The 16,844-nt window shown below is 30.2% G+C and carries 19 protein-coding genes; 2 read left to right on the top strand and 17 right to left on the bottom strand.

Going from position 1 to position 16,844, the window contains the following annotated elements; all coding sequences use genetic code 11:
• Positions 1–332: 332 nt before the first annotated feature.
• On the top strand, positions 333–1,277 hold the full coding sequence (locus AC3IPI_RS04860) for a hypothetical protein (protein ID WP_489157501.1): 945 nt from the start codon (positions 333–335) through the stop codon (positions 1,275–1,277).
• On the opposite strand, the gene AC3IPI_RS04855 is transcribed toward AC3IPI_RS04860, so the two are convergent.
• From AC3IPI_RS04855 to AC3IPI_RS04785, 15 genes are all read right to left on the bottom strand, one after another.
• Positions 1,271–3,496, bottom strand: a complete 2,226-nt coding sequence (locus AC3IPI_RS04855; RefSeq protein WP_489157499.1) for a DNA cytosine methyltransferase — start codon at positions 3,494–3,496, stop codon at positions 1,271–1,273. The genes AC3IPI_RS04860 and AC3IPI_RS04855 overlap by 7 nt on opposite strands.
• Positions 3,497–3,742: 246 nt before the next feature.
• Positions 3,743–3,991 carry a hypothetical protein gene (locus tag AC3IPI_RS04850; protein WP_489157497.1) on the bottom strand — a complete coding sequence of 83 codons (249 nt, stop codon included), beginning with the start codon at positions 3,989–3,991 and terminating at the stop codon, positions 3,743–3,745.
• 108 nt (positions 3,992–4,099) lie between these two features.
• Positions 4,100–4,594 carry a hypothetical protein gene (locus AC3IPI_RS04845; protein ID WP_489157495.1) on the bottom strand — a complete coding sequence of 165 codons (495 nt, stop codon included), beginning with the start codon at positions 4,592–4,594 and terminating at the stop codon, positions 4,100–4,102.
• A 28-nt stretch (positions 4,595–4,622) separates the two neighbouring features.
• The gene (locus AC3IPI_RS04840) at positions 4,623–5,168 is read right to left on the bottom strand and encodes a conjugal transfer protein TraO (protein ID WP_489157493.1); all 546 of its coding nucleotides are present in this window, start codon (positions 5,166–5,168) and stop codon (positions 4,623–4,625) included.
• Positions 5,169–5,214: 46 nt separating this feature from the next.
• Positions 5,215–7,137: a type IV secretory system conjugative DNA transfer family protein gene (locus AC3IPI_RS04835; protein ID WP_489157491.1), complete on the bottom strand. Its 1,923-nt coding sequence runs from the start codon at positions 7,135–7,137 to the stop codon at positions 5,215–5,217.
• A 1-nt stretch (position 7,138) separates the two neighbouring features.
• Complete coding sequence (locus AC3IPI_RS04830) at positions 7,139–7,474, bottom strand: hypothetical protein (protein ID WP_489157489.1); 336 nt, start codon at positions 7,472–7,474, stop codon at positions 7,139–7,141.
• Positions 7,471–8,571, bottom strand: coding sequence for a relaxase/mobilization nuclease domain-containing protein (locus AC3IPI_RS04825; RefSeq protein ID WP_489159216.1), 1,101 nt, complete (start codon positions 8,569–8,571; stop codon positions 7,471–7,473). Before AC3IPI_RS04825 ends, AC3IPI_RS04830 begins: the two co-directional genes overlap by 4 nt.
• A gap of 55 nt (positions 8,572–8,626) precedes the next feature.
• A complete protein-coding gene (locus tag AC3IPI_RS04820) occupies positions 8,627–8,923 on the bottom strand; it encodes a plasmid mobilization protein (RefSeq protein ID WP_489157487.1) in 297 nt (98 codons plus the stop codon).
• Between the two features lie 187 nt (positions 8,924–9,110).
• Positions 9,111–9,356 (bottom strand): hypothetical protein, encoded by a 246-nt coding sequence (locus tag AC3IPI_RS04815; RefSeq protein ID WP_489157485.1) that lies wholly within the window; start codon positions 9,354–9,356, stop codon positions 9,111–9,113.
• 5 nt (positions 9,357–9,361) lie between these two features.
• On the bottom strand, positions 9,362–10,225 hold the full coding sequence (locus tag AC3IPI_RS04810) for a DUF8464 domain-containing protein (protein ID WP_489157483.1): 864 nt from the start codon (positions 10,223–10,225) through the stop codon (positions 9,362–9,364).
• A 203-nt stretch (positions 10,226–10,428) separates the two neighbouring features.
• Positions 10,429–11,667, bottom strand: a complete 1,239-nt coding sequence (locus AC3IPI_RS04805; RefSeq protein WP_489157481.1) for a primase-helicase family protein — start codon at positions 11,665–11,667, stop codon at positions 10,429–10,431.
• Positions 11,668–11,754: 87 nt separating this feature from the next.
• On the bottom strand, positions 11,755–11,937 hold the full coding sequence (locus tag AC3IPI_RS04800) for a hypothetical protein (RefSeq protein ID WP_285224704.1): 183 nt from the start codon (positions 11,935–11,937) through the stop codon (positions 11,755–11,757).
• A 46-nt stretch (positions 11,938–11,983) separates the two neighbouring features.
• Positions 11,984–12,265 (bottom strand): helix-turn-helix domain-containing protein, encoded by a 282-nt coding sequence (locus AC3IPI_RS04795; protein ID WP_489157479.1) that lies wholly within the window; start codon positions 12,263–12,265, stop codon positions 11,984–11,986.
• 166 nt (positions 12,266–12,431) lie between these two features.
• On the bottom strand, positions 12,432–13,373 hold the full coding sequence (locus tag AC3IPI_RS04790; protein ID WP_489157477.1) for a hypothetical protein: 942 nt from the start codon (positions 13,371–13,373) through the stop codon (positions 12,432–12,434).
• Positions 13,363–14,595: a site-specific integrase gene (locus AC3IPI_RS04785; RefSeq protein ID WP_489157475.1), complete on the bottom strand. Its 1,233-nt coding sequence runs from the start codon at positions 14,593–14,595 to the stop codon at positions 13,363–13,365. The genes AC3IPI_RS04790 and AC3IPI_RS04785 overlap by 11 nt, the downstream gene beginning before the upstream one ends.
• Before the next feature lie 389 nt (positions 14,596–14,984).
• On the opposite strand from AC3IPI_RS04785, the gene AC3IPI_RS04780 reads away from it, so the two are divergent.
• Positions 14,985–15,413: an SRPBCC family protein gene (locus AC3IPI_RS04780; RefSeq protein ID WP_489157473.1), complete on the top strand. Its 429-nt coding sequence runs from the start codon at positions 14,985–14,987 to the stop codon at positions 15,411–15,413.
• Positions 15,414–15,424: 11 nt separating this feature from the next.
• Here AC3IPI_RS04780 and AC3IPI_RS04775 read toward each other — a convergent pair whose 3' ends face one another.
• On the bottom strand, positions 15,425–15,913 hold the full coding sequence (locus AC3IPI_RS04775; protein ID WP_489157471.1) for a hypothetical protein: 489 nt from the start codon (positions 15,911–15,913) through the stop codon (positions 15,425–15,427).
• A gap of 369 nt (positions 15,914–16,282) precedes the next feature.
• The gene (locus AC3IPI_RS04770; RefSeq protein ID WP_035620004.1) at positions 16,283–16,801 is read right to left on the bottom strand and encodes a ferritin; all 519 of its coding nucleotides are present in this window, start codon (positions 16,799–16,801) and stop codon (positions 16,283–16,285) included.
• Positions 16,802–16,844 lie beyond the last annotated feature (43 nt).

Below are 16,844 nucleotides of genomic sequence, written 5' to 3'. Positions count from 1 at the left end.
GATTACGAGGTTTTTGCATTTTAAGAGGTGGTCAAAAGGGTGGCTAATATTTTTTTAATTTGCAAAATGCATTAAAATGACAAGCCCCATTAAGTTAAAGCAACATAGAACTATCCGATTTTTCGCTCTAAGTTATTCCTTTATTCTTCTGTGTAATTTTGAGTAGCGTACTCATGAACAACCAACAATATCTAAAAAATATTAGCTAAATAACAACCATCAACATCTTTACTTTCAAAAACCATAATGAATTGCTAAAATTTAATTACTATTGTAAGATAAGAATCACAACCAGACTTTACAATATTTATCAAAATTAAAATTTCACAAAAATGTACAATACCGTACCCGAACAACTAAGAAAATTAGCAATTGAAAATGTTTTTAGCACACCTACTTATCAAAAATGTTGGCAAATCTGGCAACCAGAAATTATACGCCTTTTAGGAAATAACTGTTCTGAAAATGAAATTTTAAATTTAGGAGACAATCTTTCAAATATATTCAAGTCAACCGGCGGCGGCGGACGAGGACAAGGAGAATTGTCTGCAAGCGGAACAGCCTGGGAGTCTTTAGTTTGTTGGTATATTAATCTTTGCACAGCGGGAAGCAGAGTTGTTGCTATCAAAAAAATGAGCCTTGTCCCTAAAGCAATACAAGACGCAATAACTGTGAATTATGGTAATTTTGCATGCAACACCGAATCCGACATAACAATTATTGTCTTTCCTGATTTACCAGAATACAATACAGACATAAATCAATTAAATGTTTTAAACAATCTCGGAAATCGAATTGACCCGATTGTTAAAAATAAGTTTAACTTCGAACTAACAAATCATTTAGCAGAAAGAGATTTTAATCATTTTGAAATCGGAATTATTCAATGTAAAACAAATTGGAATGATAATGCACAAATACCAATGCTTTGGGACATGATTTATTCTGCTGGCGGATTTCGAAATAGAAATATAACAATAGGAAGAAACGGTTACAATATTCAAAACGCACAAAGTTTTAGTTATTCGTTTGTAACAGTTCCCTCAAATGCAAATACGACTTACAAACCTGATGGAGTCGCAGTTAAGAGAGTTACTAACTTGTCTGGAGGGAACTATTGGGGCAATCCAAGCGTACAAAATGTTGCTAAATCATTAAAAGAAATTTTTACAAATAATTTCAGTTCTGGTTCAAGAACTGGATTAAGAACGGATATTCGCAGTGCAATTCCTCAATTAACAGCAAACAATCCGTTATCTTATTTTGGACTTTATTGAATATTCTTCAAAATTTCTAAAGCTACAGCTCTAGCCATTAGTGGGGGAACTGCATTCCCCACTAATGTAAATTGAGGAACTTCAAATTTACGTTTATTCCCGCCCGTTGAGCGTTTTCCTTGAAACACAAAAGAATCGTCAAATGATTGAAGTCTAGCCATTTCTCGAACAGTCAATGCTCTTGGATTTGAATAATGAATATAATCATCTGCAATAGTCATAATTGTAGAACTTTGCCCTTCTGGCTTTAAAACTGTATAACTTCTTTTATCTGATTCTAGCCCAATTTCTTTCAGATTAGCCTTCGCGGATTCATAATTTCCCGATTTTAAAATAACATTCAATCTTTTAATAACTTCATCGTTTTGCTTACTCGTTTTATGATTTTGTAACGGAGCAACTAAATGAGTTAAAGTATTTTCGAGCTCTTCAAAATTTCTAACATAAAAAGGATTCTTTGCATTTGCAAATCGACTATTTAATCGACCCTTTTTTGACCATTCAGAATAACTTAAACCTTCTTTTTCATTAGGTCTACCATCAACATTCCTTTTCTGAATTAACGCTTTCATTTTTTCAGTTGAACCATTATATTGTGCTTTCAAATCAATTTTTTCATAATTAAATTTTTCATCATCATTTCCGACAAAATCTAAATCATATATTGCTTCAAAAACATTAACCTTTTCACTATGCGCTACAGTTGCAGGAACATCACTTATAAGTTTTTGATCTTTTCTACATCCAATAAACAAAACTCTTTCTCGATTTTGAGGAACCCCATAGTTTGACGCTAGCGCCACGAAGGGTTGCTCTATATTATACAGCCTAATTCTCGATAAAATAGCCTCAAATTCTTTTTCTTTATTTACCTTAATAACAAAAGAACCCAATCCTTTTACACACTCATCGAATGAATAATCAAATATTTCTAGTGCCGTGATTATCTGCTGTACATCTTCCAAAAAGTTTTTATTGGGTTTTAAATTATTGAAAGCTGTATGTATTTTTTCAATAATCGTTTCGGATTCAATTGAAGTTAAAAACGAATCAAAATCATCTGCAAAAAAATCATTATCTAAATTAGAAAATGCTTTTTCATTAATAACCCTTTTTCTAATGTATTGCAATTCTTTAACACGCTTCAAAAGATTGAATCCATGACGAATAGTACTAATATTTCTATCGGTCTTACTTGTCTTGTAGTCAACAATTTTTGGTGTCAATAGCCTAAATTTATTCTCTAAATTATTGATATAACTATTCTTTAAGCCATCCAATTCTTTGTCGGTAGATCTCTCAAATTGTAAGCGTAAATTATAACATTCTAAAATAAAGGATTTTTCAATTTCTACTTTTTTGAGTTGAGCAACGAAATGAGTCAATAGACTAAATTCTTTTAAATCTACTATTGATCTAATTTCCTGCAGAATCATTTCTTTAATCTTGCCTTGCTCTTTTGTCAAAATTCCTTTGACATTTTCCATAACAAAATACTTAGGACGAAGCTGTCTTATAACTTTTAAGTAATGTGCGAATAAATCGTCTTTTTTATCAAACTTTTTTCTTTTACCCGCCAAACTAAAACTTTGACATGGTGGACCACCACAAACAATGTCTATTTCTTTCGTACCTATTTTTTTTAAGAAATTATCTAAAAAATCCGGCTCTGTAATATCTTGGCGAAGAAATTCAGCATCTAAACCAAGTTGATAATTGTATCTAGCCAAATGTGTAAGTTCGCAATTTTCATTAATATCACTTGCTAACCTAAAATCATAATATTTGTCTCCATATTCAGCTTGAAGAAAACCTTCGCTAAAACCTCCTGCTCCTGCAAACAAATCAACAAAAGTCACTTTAGATTTTGTTTCATATTCTACCGGAAGCCCAGAAACTATATTTAAGTCCGTATTTTCTCTTCTACTACTAATCAATGAGCTTAATTTTTCTTTAATTTTTTTGTCTGTAAAATTGGTATGCAATTCAGTATCGAAATATTTCTCAACTTCTTTCTTAAGGAAGTTTAAGAATTTATTTATTGAACTATATGCTTTATCCGAGCTTTTAACTAGTTGATTTTCGATATCCCAATCGTCCTTCAATATCTTTTCTCCAGTTGCGACTTTGACTTTTGAATTTTTTGAATGCAAGACAAGATGAATAGGATATCTATTGCTTTTATCAGCTTTATCAAGGTAGAATTTTACATTTATCATTTTACGGACGTTTTTACGGATACGGACAAATCTACGGACAAAATTTAAATACGCAAGAAAAAAAAGGATTTATTTTAAAAAAAATATAACTTTCAATAAGTAAATTCAATATACACAAAAGAACAACTTATAATAGCTAAGTTTTCGTTGCGTCCGAAGCACGAATAATGAAAGCTGTGTTAAACGGAACCAATTACAAAATCTTGAACCATGGAGCTATCGCTATTTACTTATCCACGTAACTAATTATTTTAGCATAATAACTGCGTATAAACCAAGGGTTATTAATGAAAGGACAATAAATACCACTAACATCCATCTTGATAGATCTTTGAAAACTTTTTCTAAATCTTCTTTAGTTGCCAAATGTCTTGTACTATATTCTACTTCTTTATCAATTTTTGATTCGATATAAGTAGTTAAATTTTCTGCTGTTTCTTTGCCCACTTTTTCAGATAATAAAAAATAAAGCTTCGTTAGGGTTATGTTACTCATTTGTTTTACCTTTTTATGTATTAGGCAATTTTGTATGGTGCAAAAACTCAATACGCTTTCTCAATTAAACAAATTTAACTGAAAAAGCGTATTTATTTATTATCACGTTTATTCAGATTCAAGATAGTACGTTACTATTCTGTTAGTATAACGTTCGTCGTAGAAACTAAATTTAAGTGCTTGTCTTCCGTCCTTGTAGCTGACAAAAACATCTGTAAGTTCTAAAAGCTCACTTTCTTTTTCTCCTTTGTGAAATATTTCCATAGAAATAGTTTTTTTTGCCTTGTCATAAATGTAATTAAAATAATCGTCGGAAGGCTCTAAGGCATTGCTACAAATATCAGAACCATCAGCCCAAATTCCTTTGTTACCATTGTTAAATGAAAAAGTATCATCAAAACGACAATATCCACGGTCTTTTTCTTTACTCATATCAGTATTAGCAACTCCATCGTTGTCTAAATCAACAGGTAGATCTGTTATAATTGATTTAATTTTGTAAGAACCTATTAGTTTTGGCTCTAAAACATCGACTTCTTTGGTACAAGCCATTAAAGAAAATGTTATCATTAACATTCCGATTTTTCTAATATTTTTTTTCATCTTTATTATAATTGTTTAATTAATCTATTTAATTGGTATAATATCTAAGTCCAATTCCTGCAAACGGAACAAATTTTCCTAAATCTGAATTAGCATGATAATACTCGTTTACTTTTATAAAAAGCGTTGTTCTATCATTAATAAGGTAGTCAAAGTCTAATCCCGCATAAGCCCCGTAAATGAATTTTGATTCGTCCAAAATCAAACTGCCATTGCTTAAATTCATGTCTTTATTATCGTTGACTATTTCGTAGCCAAGTACTACACCGCTCCCTAAGACAATCCCGAATTTTCTGTTTTGAGTAAGATACAAGGGGACAGAATATCCCAAATTAAGTGTTATGTCGTTGTAGCCGACTCTATCATCTCCGATTTTGTATTTAGCATCGGTTACTAAAATAGATGCTGAAATTGAGTTGTCTCCGTGAATAAAGTAATTATGACTTAACATTACACCATAACCGTCCTGTGTTGCCCCAATGCCAACACCAAAAGCATTTTTGTAGGTCTGGGAATAACCTTTTGTAAAAGCTGATAGTAATAATACCCCAAGAAATAATTTAGTTTTTTTCATTTGTAATTGATTTTAATTTATAAAAATTGATTTTGAATATTTGTTTTTAGCTTGATATAATTTCTTTACATTCTGCAATGATTTTAAAGTAGTTCTCTTGCATCATGCTTTCGCTTATTGGGATTTTCTGATTGATATATTTTCCTTGTATCTCGTCTCTTAAAAATTGAGTTTTTAAAAATTCTCGAGGACTTCCTTCAGCTATAATACCGTAGAACTCTCCTTGTTCTAAATTGACTATATCACTAATTTTAACACGATTTCTTTCCTGAATGTTTTCACTAGTACCCGAACTCGTATTGCTCCCCATATGCACAAACTTTCCGCTTGTTCCATCACCTGTGCTTTTAGATGTAAATACTTCATCCTTTTTACTGAATAGATTTTGAACCATTTCGGCGGTTTTGTAATTCGTAGTTCTTCCAAAGAATTGATTTCCTAAGTTTGATATAACAACTTGAGCTTTACCTTCGCCATATTTATCTGCTAATTGAGCATAATCTTGAACTCCAAATATTGTAGCTATTTTATTGCTCCTTGCAGTAGCAGGGATTTGTTCAATATTTGGGATGAAAATTGTTGGAGCTTCGTCTAATAACACAACTGATTTTTGCTGATTCGGTTGATTCATTTGCCTAAGCGCTACTGAAATAATAAGCGAGATTGCAGGAGTGTAGACAGTAGGTAACGTACTGTCATTCCCGATACATAGAAATTGAGGGTTCTTGGGATTGTTTAAATGCAAATCAACATCGTTGCTTGAGAGAATCCAAAAGACATCAGGAGCATTAAGAATAGATAAAGCATTTTGAAGGGTCGCAAGCATTCCTGCAATTGTACGGTCTGCATTTCTATCAATAGATTCCTGTAATGCAGCTAACATACCTTTTGCTTCGGGATCTTCCGATATCTTTTGAACTAAAACATCAAATGAAGTTTGTACTATAAATGATATCAAATGTGGTAACGTACATATATCGGGATGCTTTTGTCTTAACCACCAAATAACAGATACTAAAATATTTTTGGCACTACCAAGCCAAAAATCCATTTTCTTAATTGATTCAGGCAAAAGATTATTGATAATAACCTGACTATACTCATTTGCTATGGCAATTTTGGTTAAATATTTTGGATGTATAGGATTTACTCTGTCACTCAATAAAGGATACTTAAAATCAATATTCTTGACTTTGATCGAAGTGTTTTCATAATTTAAATAAACTTTATCGGTCAATTCTGGGCTTTTGAAATCGTATAGTATTCCTGTAAAACCTTTTTCTCCAATCTGTTGAATAATAGGCTCGAAAATACTAGCCGATTTTCCTGAACCAGCTCCACCTTGAATATAAATTCCCCTGTAAGGATTATCTAGGTTTATTTCTCCTTTATTTGTTTTAAAAGTGAAGCCGTCATCTTTTTTGGACTTTTCTTTAACTTTTTTGAATTTTTCAGTTTGATTTGGTTTGATTCTATTCTTAAACTTTAATAAATAAATCGCATAAAAAATAGGAGTAATACAGATTATTGCCCCAAAATCTCCGATAAGTGTGCTTAATAATTTTCCTAACAAGGCAATCAATAAAACTATCAGGATATTGTTAATGATTGTACTGATAATTACTCTAGGGAATCGTTTTTGTTTCGCATGATAGAAAGAAATGTAAATTACTGATGGTACACTTAAAAGCACTCCAAAGTTTGCCCAAAACGGCATCTTACTTGCTACGAATTTTGAAAACAGAAACAAAAAGTTGTTATACCCATTTTGAAAGTAATTTGGCTTTAATTCTTTTAATTGAAAATTATAAGAGTCCGTCCACAAATTAGTTATAGAGAACCCAAACAAGTGGGTTTCCAAAAGCATTACACTTGACACTACAGAAATAAGAAAAATTGCTTTCAAAATTTTACCAATAATACCTACAAGTGTGTTTGCTTCTCCAATGCTAAAACCATGATCTGCCATGTTATATCGTTTTAAATGTTAATATTAATAGAATTGAAAACAGTAAGATTATTGTCAAAATCATTAAAACGTATATTCCTAATCTTTGCTTTTTGTTTTCGTTATCTTGATTATGCTGTAACTCTTGAATTTGATTTTTTTGAGCTGTAAACAGCTGATTCCAGTGCGATATGATTTCTTCAAGGCGTTCAGTTCTTGGTTGTATTTCAATTTTTTCTAGCTTTTCTATAGAAATAGAAAACTCCTGTACTAAATTTGATTGCTCTGTGACTAGCTTTTGGAGCTTATCCGTTTGTTCTGCAATAACCTCTGCTATTATTTCTATATTTTTGCTCATATTCCGAAGTCTTGTTCTAATTTTGAATAATTAATTTTTGGTTCATCATTTTTATCTTGCTCAAGTTGGATTTTATCCTCTTGAAGCTTATTTAATTCATTTGCTTTTTGTAAATTATCATTATCCGTATTCATATTAATGATTAGATTAGGAGAAACTACTTCATCAAAATGCTTTTCAAATTTTTGTTTTTCTTTAAATTCCTCCTTTGTCATCTTCGGAGTTTTTACGAATGTTTTTATTAAAGATTTGGCTGTACTTTTTACTTGGAACTCTCCAATGTTTTTAACTTGTTTTAATTCGGTTTTAAGTCCATGTTTAACTTGAATTGCAGTGCTTTTACCGATTCGACTTTTTGACATCTGCTTTCCTTGTACACGCTTCAGAGTAGTATCGAGATTATAATTTAAATCGTTTTTTAAGCCCCCTTTTATTAAATTGCTAGCTGACATAGAACGGTGTATTTCGCTAGCTTTAAAATCGTTTTTTGTCGCCTTGTCTAAAATCCTAAAACCTTGAATCTGCCCTTGTTTATTTATGGTTGGTTTTACTTCTAATCCTTTTAAATCCATTTGCTTAATCCAATTTTGAAAGCTTTGAGGGTTTTGTTTTAAAACTTCCTGATGTTTTTTATAGATTTCTGTTTTTAAACTATCAGTACCTTTTTCGATGTTTTTAATATTTTCAAACATTTTTTCTTTAGCCGAGATTAACCCTTTTTCTTTTGCAATCTCGTGGGCAATCCATTGCGCTCTTTTACCGATGTGGTTATCTGAAATTAATTTACCATTTGCTTGAACTCGGTTTGCGATAATATGTATGTGTTTATGTTCTTTTTCGGTGTGTACAAAGGCTACATACTGCTGTTTTTCTGTATCTATTCCGAGTTTATTTAAATAATCCTGAGTCATTGTTTTTAACTGCTCATCAGATAAATTTTTGCCGTCTTTTATATCGGGAGATAAAACCAAACTGAAAGTTTTGTTCGTTGCTCTTTGGTTTAAATCCTGAATCATTTTCATTTCTTCTACAATTTCTTTTGGGGAGCTACCGCAGATATTATTACGGTCAAGTTCATACCCTTTGAGGTCATTCATAACGTAGTTAGATAATGCGCCTCCGCCACTGCATGCCTTTGCGAGTCCAATCATGTCATTTTAGTTTTAATAGATGTTCCCGAATTAATTTGCTTGTTGCAATAGATTCCTCTTTTACTCCAGTAGTATCTCCTAACTTAAAAAGGTTAGAAATTCGCCTAAAATTGTCGGCGTATTTTGATAATAATTGGTAACATTCTATTTCTTCAGGAGTTAGTTTATTTGATAATTTGTAATTAAAAACTAATCCTCTCATAAGTTCAGAAACTGAAACACCACTATTTGAAGCTTTCTTTTTTATAATCAGATTTTCAATTTTTGTAACTCTGAATTTGATTAATTTGTCTTTCATTAATTCTTAATTTTTAAGATTTAGATTGAAGTTTGAGTTTCCTTTTTTGCAACCATCGGGCGCAAAACAAGATTCGTCGTTGTGGTGCAAATGCGTAGCAATTTGTGACCACAATGACACATCTTGATGATTTGGACGTTTAGAGAACCTTAAAAGATTAGGCTATAAATAGGTTGTTTTCGTAAAGTTATTTTGGAAAACCTCTTCGTTTTAGTTCTTTTTTTACGGCTCCAATGAAATATCCAGCGGAGTTTTCAATTGCTTTTTCATCGACAGTACATTGCACATCAATAATAAATTTTAAAAAGTCATCCCTCATTACATCATTAGCAAATCGAATCAATTTCTCATTGTTTTTGAGTCCCTCATTCGTGAAGTTTAGATTCTCAACCAATAAAGTTTGGATGTAAATATTTATGTTCGCTAGTTCCATTTTTTCTAATATTTAATTTCTAATTCACATATCGAAAACCACTCATTTAAGTCTTTATAGCCCTTGAATATTCCTCTACAATCAATTGAATTTTGAAAAGCTTCTTTGATAATTTCTGTGTATTTATTTCCTGTGGTATCATTATCTAAATACAATTCAATGGTTTGGTAGTTTTCTAAAACCGATAAATTTTTAGTAATCAATGCGACAGAATTTAAAATGAGATAATCCGATTGCTTCAGCTTTTTATTATCTCTGATTTGACTAAATGAGAGGTAATCAAAAAAGCCTTCGAATATTCTCAATATTTGAGATTGGTTTGAAATAATAGTGATGTCTTTTTTGCCTAAACAGATTTTCGCATACTTAGAGCGAATTTCAAAACCGCCACTTCTATTTTCAAAACCTATCGCAAAATATTTTCTATCCTTGATTGTATAATGAATCTCTTTTAAAATACTTTCTGTTTGGAATTTGGTAATCCCTCTGCTTTTTAAATATTGAATTAAAGCCAAATGCTGAACTGGAATTATTTTTTTGATATAGCTCTCATTATCTTTCTCTTTCGTTGGAGTTTCAAAAACTTGCTTTTGAAAAGAAAAAAAAGTGTCAAACTTGTCTAGATAACTCAAAGCTTCAGTAACATTAAATCCGAATTTTTCAATTACAAAGTCAATTACATTACCGCCTTTTTGTTCGCCATGGTCAAACCATCGATTAATCTTTCTATTTAGTTTAAAAGAAGCTGTTTTCTCAATCCTAAACGGACTTAGATACCAAGATTCATTTTCATTAGATTTTGTCGGCTCACAGCCTAAATTTTGAAGAACTTTTTCTATTGATATTTCTTTTGCTTGGATAGTATTCATAGCTGTAATTTTTCTAGGTTTAAAAATCTTTCAAAAAGTGATGAATTGATGACAAACTGCTTTTAGCCTTTATGTACTCTAAGAATCTTCAATCATCATCTTATCATCAATTCATCACTATTCATAATGCTTCATCATTTTTTGTCATCATTATTTTTTTTGATGACAAACTGATGACAATGTAAAAGGTTGTGAATAAAGGACTAATCTCTCTTTGTCATCAAATCATCAAAATTTTTGAATAAAAATTCTCTAGAAACAGTATAGTATCTTCCTTTACTCAAATTTTGATAAAAATCTAAATCATTTGTAATAGTGATTTTTTGATATTGATTTGAATTAGATTGTTGTTGTAGCTTCCAGTCATTGCGAATGATTTTTTTTATTTCATTAGCATCGTGTTTGATTTTGAACTTGTTTAGAAAATTCAATACATCAGAGAAACAGAACTGAATTATCTCAATATCTAAGCTATCCATGGTATTAACTAAAACACTCGCCAATTCTACTTCCAACTTACTGGAGTTGAATTTTACTAATTTCTCTAAGGCATTAGTTTTAATCTGTTGTGGGGTAAACCACATTCTAGATTTATTTTCAGTGGAAAGTTTTCGATTTGACAAAAAGTATAAAAAGGCAGGTATTTCACTTATTAGTTTATCTAAAAAATTAACATCATCAAATTCTAAAACTTCTATTTTTCTTACCCAAAACCTTGTTTCTTCTGCATCTATCTTTATGAAGTTATGTTCGTTATTCGAACACATTATAAATTTCCCAAAAAAGTAAACTTCTTTTCTATCTTTACCTTTTGATTCCATTTTACTTACGTTTGTTGTAGAGAGATATTTTATGCGCTCTGTAAGCTCATCAGTTTTAAAAAGTACTTCATCGATGCATATTAGTAGTTTTGACGACCAATCAGCATTAAAATTGCTTGCAAATGAATCATTAGTAATGTAAGTAAGATTATATTCGAAAATTTCTTTTAACCATTTTAGAAACGATGATTTTCCAGTATTCCTAAATTTGGAGACCAAACATAAAATTGGAAGTATTTGCGAGGGTTTCGAGTATAACAATTGAATGTAATCTATACCAATTTCTAGTTGCTCCCGAAATAGATGCTTCATCATAATCATACTATTAGTAATATCTCCTTCTTTAGGTATTTTACTTAGAATATGATATGTATTATAGTAATCTAAAATTCTCTTTTTGTAAAATTCTCTTCTGTTCTCAGGAAGACAAACGAACCCATCATAAATTTCTACTTGAGACAGGGCATTTTTACCATGGTCTTGTCTAATCAGCTCTGGACTCCAAGGAATAAGTATTTCAATACCTTCACCTAAATTATTGGGATACAAACTTTTCTTGTAGTAGGTCGTTCCTATTCTTAAATATTGACCTTTCAATTCGTCTTTCAATTGGTCTTTCATACACAATGAGTTTTTTGTATATTTGTGATATACAATGAGTTATTGAAGCGTTATAATTTGGCAGAATTGTGACGCTTTATTTTTTTACTATTTCTCGTGAAGATTGTTGGTTATTGCTTTTCCATAAAGAATGATAACACAGCTATTAAGCAACATTACTATAGACTTTAATAACGGATAAGCCGAATAACTGAACAAGAATAATTGGTATACAGCAAGGGTCGAGAAAATGATTAGTAGAATAACTAATCGAATGTTTTTAGTTTCCATAAAAGTTTGATTTAGATTAAAAATGAGGTAACCGGTAAACAAAACCTTATTTGTGATTATGTTTTTTGCCATATTCTAGAAGCTCTTTCTCAGAATAGAAATATCTTCCGTTATAATTGTAGTGTGGTAAATCTTTCTCTTTTCTCCAGGTAATAATAGTCGGAAGAGAAATATTTAAAAATTTGCAAGCCTCTTTTTGAGAAATTAAGTCTTCTTTCTGAGACTCATTTGAAGATTTCAAAAGTTGAAAATTCTGTACTTTATTAAGAATTATTTCTACAACCTTTTCTAAATCTTGTTTACTGTGGGAATACAATTGTACAGACATAGTTTACTTATTTTTAATTAGTATTAATGATTTTATTAACACTGTAAAATTCCAAATAAGAAAAGGCTTAAATTTTAAAATCTTTAAAATTTAAGCCTAATCAATTAAAAACAAAGTAGTTATGTTGCGTTTTTCGAGTTTTAGAAAACTCTTTTTAATCTAAATTTTAGTAGTTTTCTATTGTTTTTACCTCTACTAATTCGGGAAAGGTTTGATTTAGTAATATTGATACTTCTTTATTATTGCACCTAATTGATTTATTATTTGCAACGAGGATAGATTTTATTAATTTTATATGAGTGTAGAAAAATTTTCTGTTTTTTATTTCCGAAAAAACTAATCGTTTTCCTGATGAATTTTTAAAATTCTGACTAACAAAGCTTTGTATGTCTTTTTTTTCTATATCAGATAATTTAATATTTTTAATTCCGAATCCTTCTATTAATTTATCAATTAATTTTCCAGTATTAAAATTCCCAGTTAATCTTATTCTATTAAGCTGTCCTAAAGATTCATCCTTATTAAACTGATTTGTTTTGAATTCTGTAGAATCTGAATTTTCGATCATTTCAAATATGTCATCTACAATTAAAGAGTATAGCCCAACAGCAGAATAAATAGAGAAACTCGAAAGAGACGTCTGTAATATAAAATGATTTGTATCTAACCTATTTAAAGAATCTAATAAACTGCTCATTACTATATTTTCAATATGATAAAAGCAAGTGGTTTTATATTTTTCAATGTCATTTTTCATGAATTTCACCCAGTCATCTTCTGTGCGAAATAAAAAAGGAGTAATTCCGAGTAACATCGGATTCTCAAGTATTGATTTTCTCCCAGTCTTCGTATAATCTTCTAAATTATATATCCCAAAACTTTTTCTAATCTCTTCCTTTAATGTTTGCTCTATTAACCATAAATCAGATAATAATTCTGCCTTAAGTGCTCCTTTGTCATCGTCTGTCAAATCTAACTTATCAATATCTTTTTTCAATTCCATTTCCTCAATTGAATAGTGGAAAAATCGGTCGATCATATTATATTTTCGACCCTCACGAATAATATTTTCAATTTTGAGTTCTAAATTATTGTATCTATTTTTCATTATTATTCCATTTATCCATTTGTTCATCAGTGTACTCTTCAGTAATCTTCATATACTTATCTAAAACAGCATCCTTTTTAATGTTTGCAATCTTTTTAATTGCTTTTGGCTCCATACCAAGTAATAAAGAGTTGGTTATAAATGTCTTTCGTGCAGTATGGCTAGTAATCAACTGATATTTTGGTAAGGTATTCTGAATTTTCTTTGTTCCTACGAATCCTGTTATTGTTGTAGGTTTATCAATTCCAACTATCTGACAACATTCTTTAATGTAATCATTAAATTTTTGCATCGATATAGAGGGCAATGGTTCATAGATTGTTCCTTGATATTTATCTAATATCTCTTTAGAAAACTTATTCAGTCTTATAATGTGGTTTTGAGTTTTTGTCTTTTGAATTGAGATATTAATATGAGTTTCCGTAATATTTGCTTGATGTAACTGTGACAAATCGGAAAACCGAAGTCCAGTAAAGCAACCCATACAATAAAAGTCTTTAGTGTGGTTTAGTCTTGAATTTTCAAAGTCATAATTATACAACTGCATTAATTCATCATGCGTAAGATAAATAATATCTACATCATGCTCTATTCCTTTAAACTTCTCGAATTCTCTAAGATTGTTATAACCTTTGTCTGTACACCACTTTAAAAAGGACTTTAAAACGGCTATTATCTTTGCGAAATAGTTATTCTTAATCTTCTTCTCGAAAAAAGAATATTTCATTAATTCTTCATAAAAAAAATTATCAATTTTATTAAATGAAATATTGAACCCTGTTTCATTCTGAAAAGATTGTAAATAACCTTTTATTGTTTTCTGCGCTTTTATTGTGTTATAGGCTTTGGATAATGAACCCGACAATAAATATTCATCAAAACATTCAAAAAAATCAAATTCAGAGTTTATTTTGGTTTCTTTAGATTCATACTGCTCCAAAAAAATTTCTTTTGAGAAAGGTATCTTATTTGCCCTGAAAAAGAAAAAAACATCATTTACTTTCGATTCAATTCTTTGTAATTCATCATTAATGAATTGATAATTATTAGACTCTTCCTTTTTTAGATTAGGTTTTATTCTAGAGCCTGTCCAATAGATTTCTTTAGTACTAACACCTACATTCTTTCTTATTCTAATTCCTTCCGCTCTAACAACAAACTGAATTGGGATTAGTCCATTTGATGTTATTTTCTCTTTCCTTAGTTCAAAAATCACTTTCATTCTAGCTAAAACGGATTAAATTATAATAAAGGGTGGCTAAAAAGGTGGTTTATTTTGATTTTAAAAGTTGAAAAAACTAAGAAAAAAATCCTTTCCGCACTATATCTATCTCAAATATAGCAATAAAAAGAACACTAAAGACAGGTAAAAATAACTAAAGTATTAAAGGACTCCGGCTCCGGGTACAAAAACCTCTTTGAAAGAAGAGGTTTTTTTGGTTTTAGACAGTTTTTGATAAAGCTAATTTCATCTTTTTCGAGTTTTTTAAAGTCCATATTATAGATTTAATTTGCCCTGTTTAAAACCAATTTTTATTTTAAATAGGTTCTTTGTCAGAGATATACAAAACTTTTTAACTTTGTATTTGCAAAATATAACTAGTTATTAAAATGGAAAAAATCGAGCACATCAATTATATCAAATCACCCATTGCGGATGTTTATAAGGCATTAACAACACAAGAAGGTCTTGGTGCTGTCTGGACAGAAGAATTAATTGTTAAGCCAGAATTGGGTTTTATCAATGAGTTTGATTTTGGAGATAACGATAATACAAAAATGAAAGTGTTAGAATTAGTTCCAAACCAAAGAATACTATGGGAATGTGTAGTGTCAGATCCGGAGTGGGTCGGGACGAAGATTTCATTTGACTTAACTGAAAAAAATGGAGTAACATCGGTTGTTCTTAAACATTTTGATTGGCGCGAACTGACCGAATTTTACCAATGGTGTAATTATAATTGGGCGATGTTTTTGTTAAGTCTAAAAAGTTACTGCGAAGATGGTGAAGGAACACCTTATCAAAAAAGGAAGTTTTAGAATTTATATTATTACCGATTTTTATTTTCAGCAGTTTTAATGTCTTTATATATTGCTAATATTTCTGGATAGCTCCAATAGAAAGAGGTATTGATAGAATATCTGGCGTCGTCTTCATCGATGAATTCTAAATAATAGACATACGGTCTTCTGTTTACTTGTTCTTTCAAACTAATATCGATATTCTTAATCACGAGTATTTTCTCCCAAGTTGTATTATATCTTAAGCCTTTAAGGATTATGCTTTTGTTGTTTATTTGAATTTCATTTATAAAAATAATAGCTCTTTTATATGCTTTTATGAAGCTATACAATGCTAGGGAAAAGAATAAACATGAAATTAATAATGGTATAAGAATAGGGTAATATACTTTGTCATAATTAAACATTTCAGATCCGAAGATGCGGATAAATATTCCGGAAACAATTAATAAACCTAGACTTATTAGTGTGATAAAAAAATCTAGTCGTTCTATAAAGTGTATATGTTTGTTTCTCATAAGGAATATTGAGTTAATTGTATCGGCTAATAATTATCTGGGGAAAATGAAATTTGTTATAAAAAAAATGCCCTCGATTAAGAGAGCATTTTATATATCTATAAAATAGTGTTAAGCAACTTTTTTGATTAAATCAAACATCGGGCAACGACTACAACGCTTGTTCTCGCTTTTTTTGTATTTTTCGCAACAACTCGACTTGCAATTTTCAGCACGTTTAATTTTATCAAGGATATCTTTTTTCTTCTTTTTCTTTTTATCCTTTTTTTTGTCCTTGTCTTTAACCTTATCTTTCTTGCCCAATTTTCCTGTGAATTAAAAAACTGATACAAATATAAGTTATTTTTATATATTCTAAATAAACTTTAACTATTTTGGATTAATTGCAATAGAACTTGTAACAGTTAGTTGCTTGATGTCACGGTCGAATAAGTATAAACCACCTTTATCATCGCCAATTAAGTTAATTTTATCTAAGATAGATTTTGCAGTAGCTTCTTCTTCAATTTGTTCAGAAACGTACCATTGTAAGAAGTTATGAGTAGCATAATCTTTCTCAGAGAAAGTAATATGTACTAATTCGTTGATAGATTCCGAAACAAATAATTCATGTTTGTATAATTCTTCAAACATTTCTTTAAAAGTAGCGTAACTAGTCTTAGGAGCTTTAAGATCTGTAATTGTTGTTGCTCCTCCACGTTCGTTAACATAACGAACTAGTTTTAGCATATGTGCACGCTCTTCGTCAGACTGTGTATACATGAATTCTGCAATTCCTTCCAGTCCGTGAGCTTCTGCCCAACAAGCCATAGATAAGTAAGTTTGAGAAGATTCTGCTTCTATGCGAATTTGCTTGTTTAGCGCTGTTTCTATATTTTTTGATAACATAATCGTGAGTTTTTTGTAAAGTTAAAAAAAATTAAGCAATCCA

Source organism: Flavobacterium sp. GL_143 (assembly GCF_057834355.1).
Note: the sequence above shows the minus strand (reverse complement) of the source record. Positions and strands in the feature narration are given on the sequence as shown.

What these genes read in the sequence shown, in the direction of transcription:
- AC3IPI_RS04840 (WP_489157493.1), bottom strand. Translation starts at nt 5,168, where the DNA reads ATGAAAAAAACTAAATTATTTCTTGGGGTATTATTACTATCAGCTTTT.
- AC3IPI_RS04790 (WP_489157477.1), bottom strand. Translation starts at nt 13,373, where the DNA reads ATGAAAAATAGATACAATAATTTAGAACTCAAAATTGAAAATATTATT.
- AC3IPI_RS04820 (WP_489157487.1), bottom strand. Translation starts at nt 8,923, where the DNA reads ATGAAAGACAAATTAATCAAATTCAGAGTTACAAAAATTGAAAATCTG.
- AC3IPI_RS04785 (WP_489157475.1), bottom strand. Translation starts at nt 14,595, where the DNA reads ATGAAAGTGATTTTTGAACTAAGGAAAGAGAAAATAACATCAAATGGA.
- AC3IPI_RS04780 (WP_489157473.1), top strand. Translation starts at nt 14,985, where the DNA reads ATGGAAAAAATCGAGCACATCAATTATATCAAATCACCCATTGCGGAT.
- AC3IPI_RS04845 (WP_489157495.1), bottom strand. Translation starts at nt 4,594, where the DNA reads ATGAAAAAAAATATTAGAAAAATCGGAATGTTAATGATAACATTTTCT.
- AC3IPI_RS04795 (WP_489157479.1), bottom strand. Translation starts at nt 12,265, where the DNA reads ATGTCTGTACAATTGTATTCCCACAGTAAACAAGATTTAGAAAAGGTT.
- AC3IPI_RS04775 (WP_489157471.1), bottom strand. Translation starts at nt 15,913, where the DNA reads ATGAGAAACAAACATATACACTTTATAGAACGACTAGATTTTTTTATC.
- AC3IPI_RS04800 (WP_285224704.1), bottom strand. Translation starts at nt 11,937, where the DNA reads ATGGAAACTAAAAACATTCGATTAGTTATTCTACTAATCATTTTCTCG.
- AC3IPI_RS04835 (WP_489157491.1), bottom strand. Translation starts at nt 7,137, where the DNA reads ATGGCAGATCATGGTTTTAGCATTGGAGAAGCAAACACACTTGTAGGT.
- AC3IPI_RS04770 (WP_035620004.1), bottom strand. Translation starts at nt 16,801, where the DNA reads ATGTTATCAAAAAATATAGAAACAGCGCTAAACAAGCAAATTCGCATA.
- AC3IPI_RS04815 (WP_489157485.1), bottom strand. Translation starts at nt 9,356, where the DNA reads ATGGAACTAGCGAACATAAATATTTACATCCAAACTTTATTGGTTGAG.
- AC3IPI_RS04805 (WP_489157481.1), bottom strand. Translation starts at nt 11,667, where the DNA reads ATGAAAGACCAATTGAAAGACGAATTGAAAGGTCAATATTTAAGAATA.
- AC3IPI_RS04855 (WP_489157499.1), bottom strand. Translation starts at nt 3,496, where the DNA reads ATGATAAATGTAAAATTCTACCTTGATAAAGCTGATAAAAGCAATAGA.
- AC3IPI_RS04830 (WP_489157489.1), bottom strand. Translation starts at nt 7,474, where the DNA reads ATGAGCAAAAATATAGAAATAATAGCAGAGGTTATTGCAGAACAAACG.
- AC3IPI_RS04810 (WP_489157483.1), bottom strand. Translation starts at nt 10,225, where the DNA reads ATGAATACTATCCAAGCAAAAGAAATATCAATAGAAAAAGTTCTTCAA.
- AC3IPI_RS04860 (WP_489157501.1), top strand. Translation starts at nt 333, where the DNA reads ATGTACAATACCGTACCCGAACAACTAAGAAAATTAGCAATTGAAAAT.
- AC3IPI_RS04825 (WP_489159216.1), bottom strand. Translation starts at nt 8,571, where the DNA reads ATGAATGACCTCAAAGGGTATGAACTTGACCGTAATAATATCTGCGGT.
- AC3IPI_RS04850 (WP_489157497.1), bottom strand. Translation starts at nt 3,991, where the DNA reads ATGAGTAACATAACCCTAACGAAGCTTTATTTTTTATTATCTGAAAAA.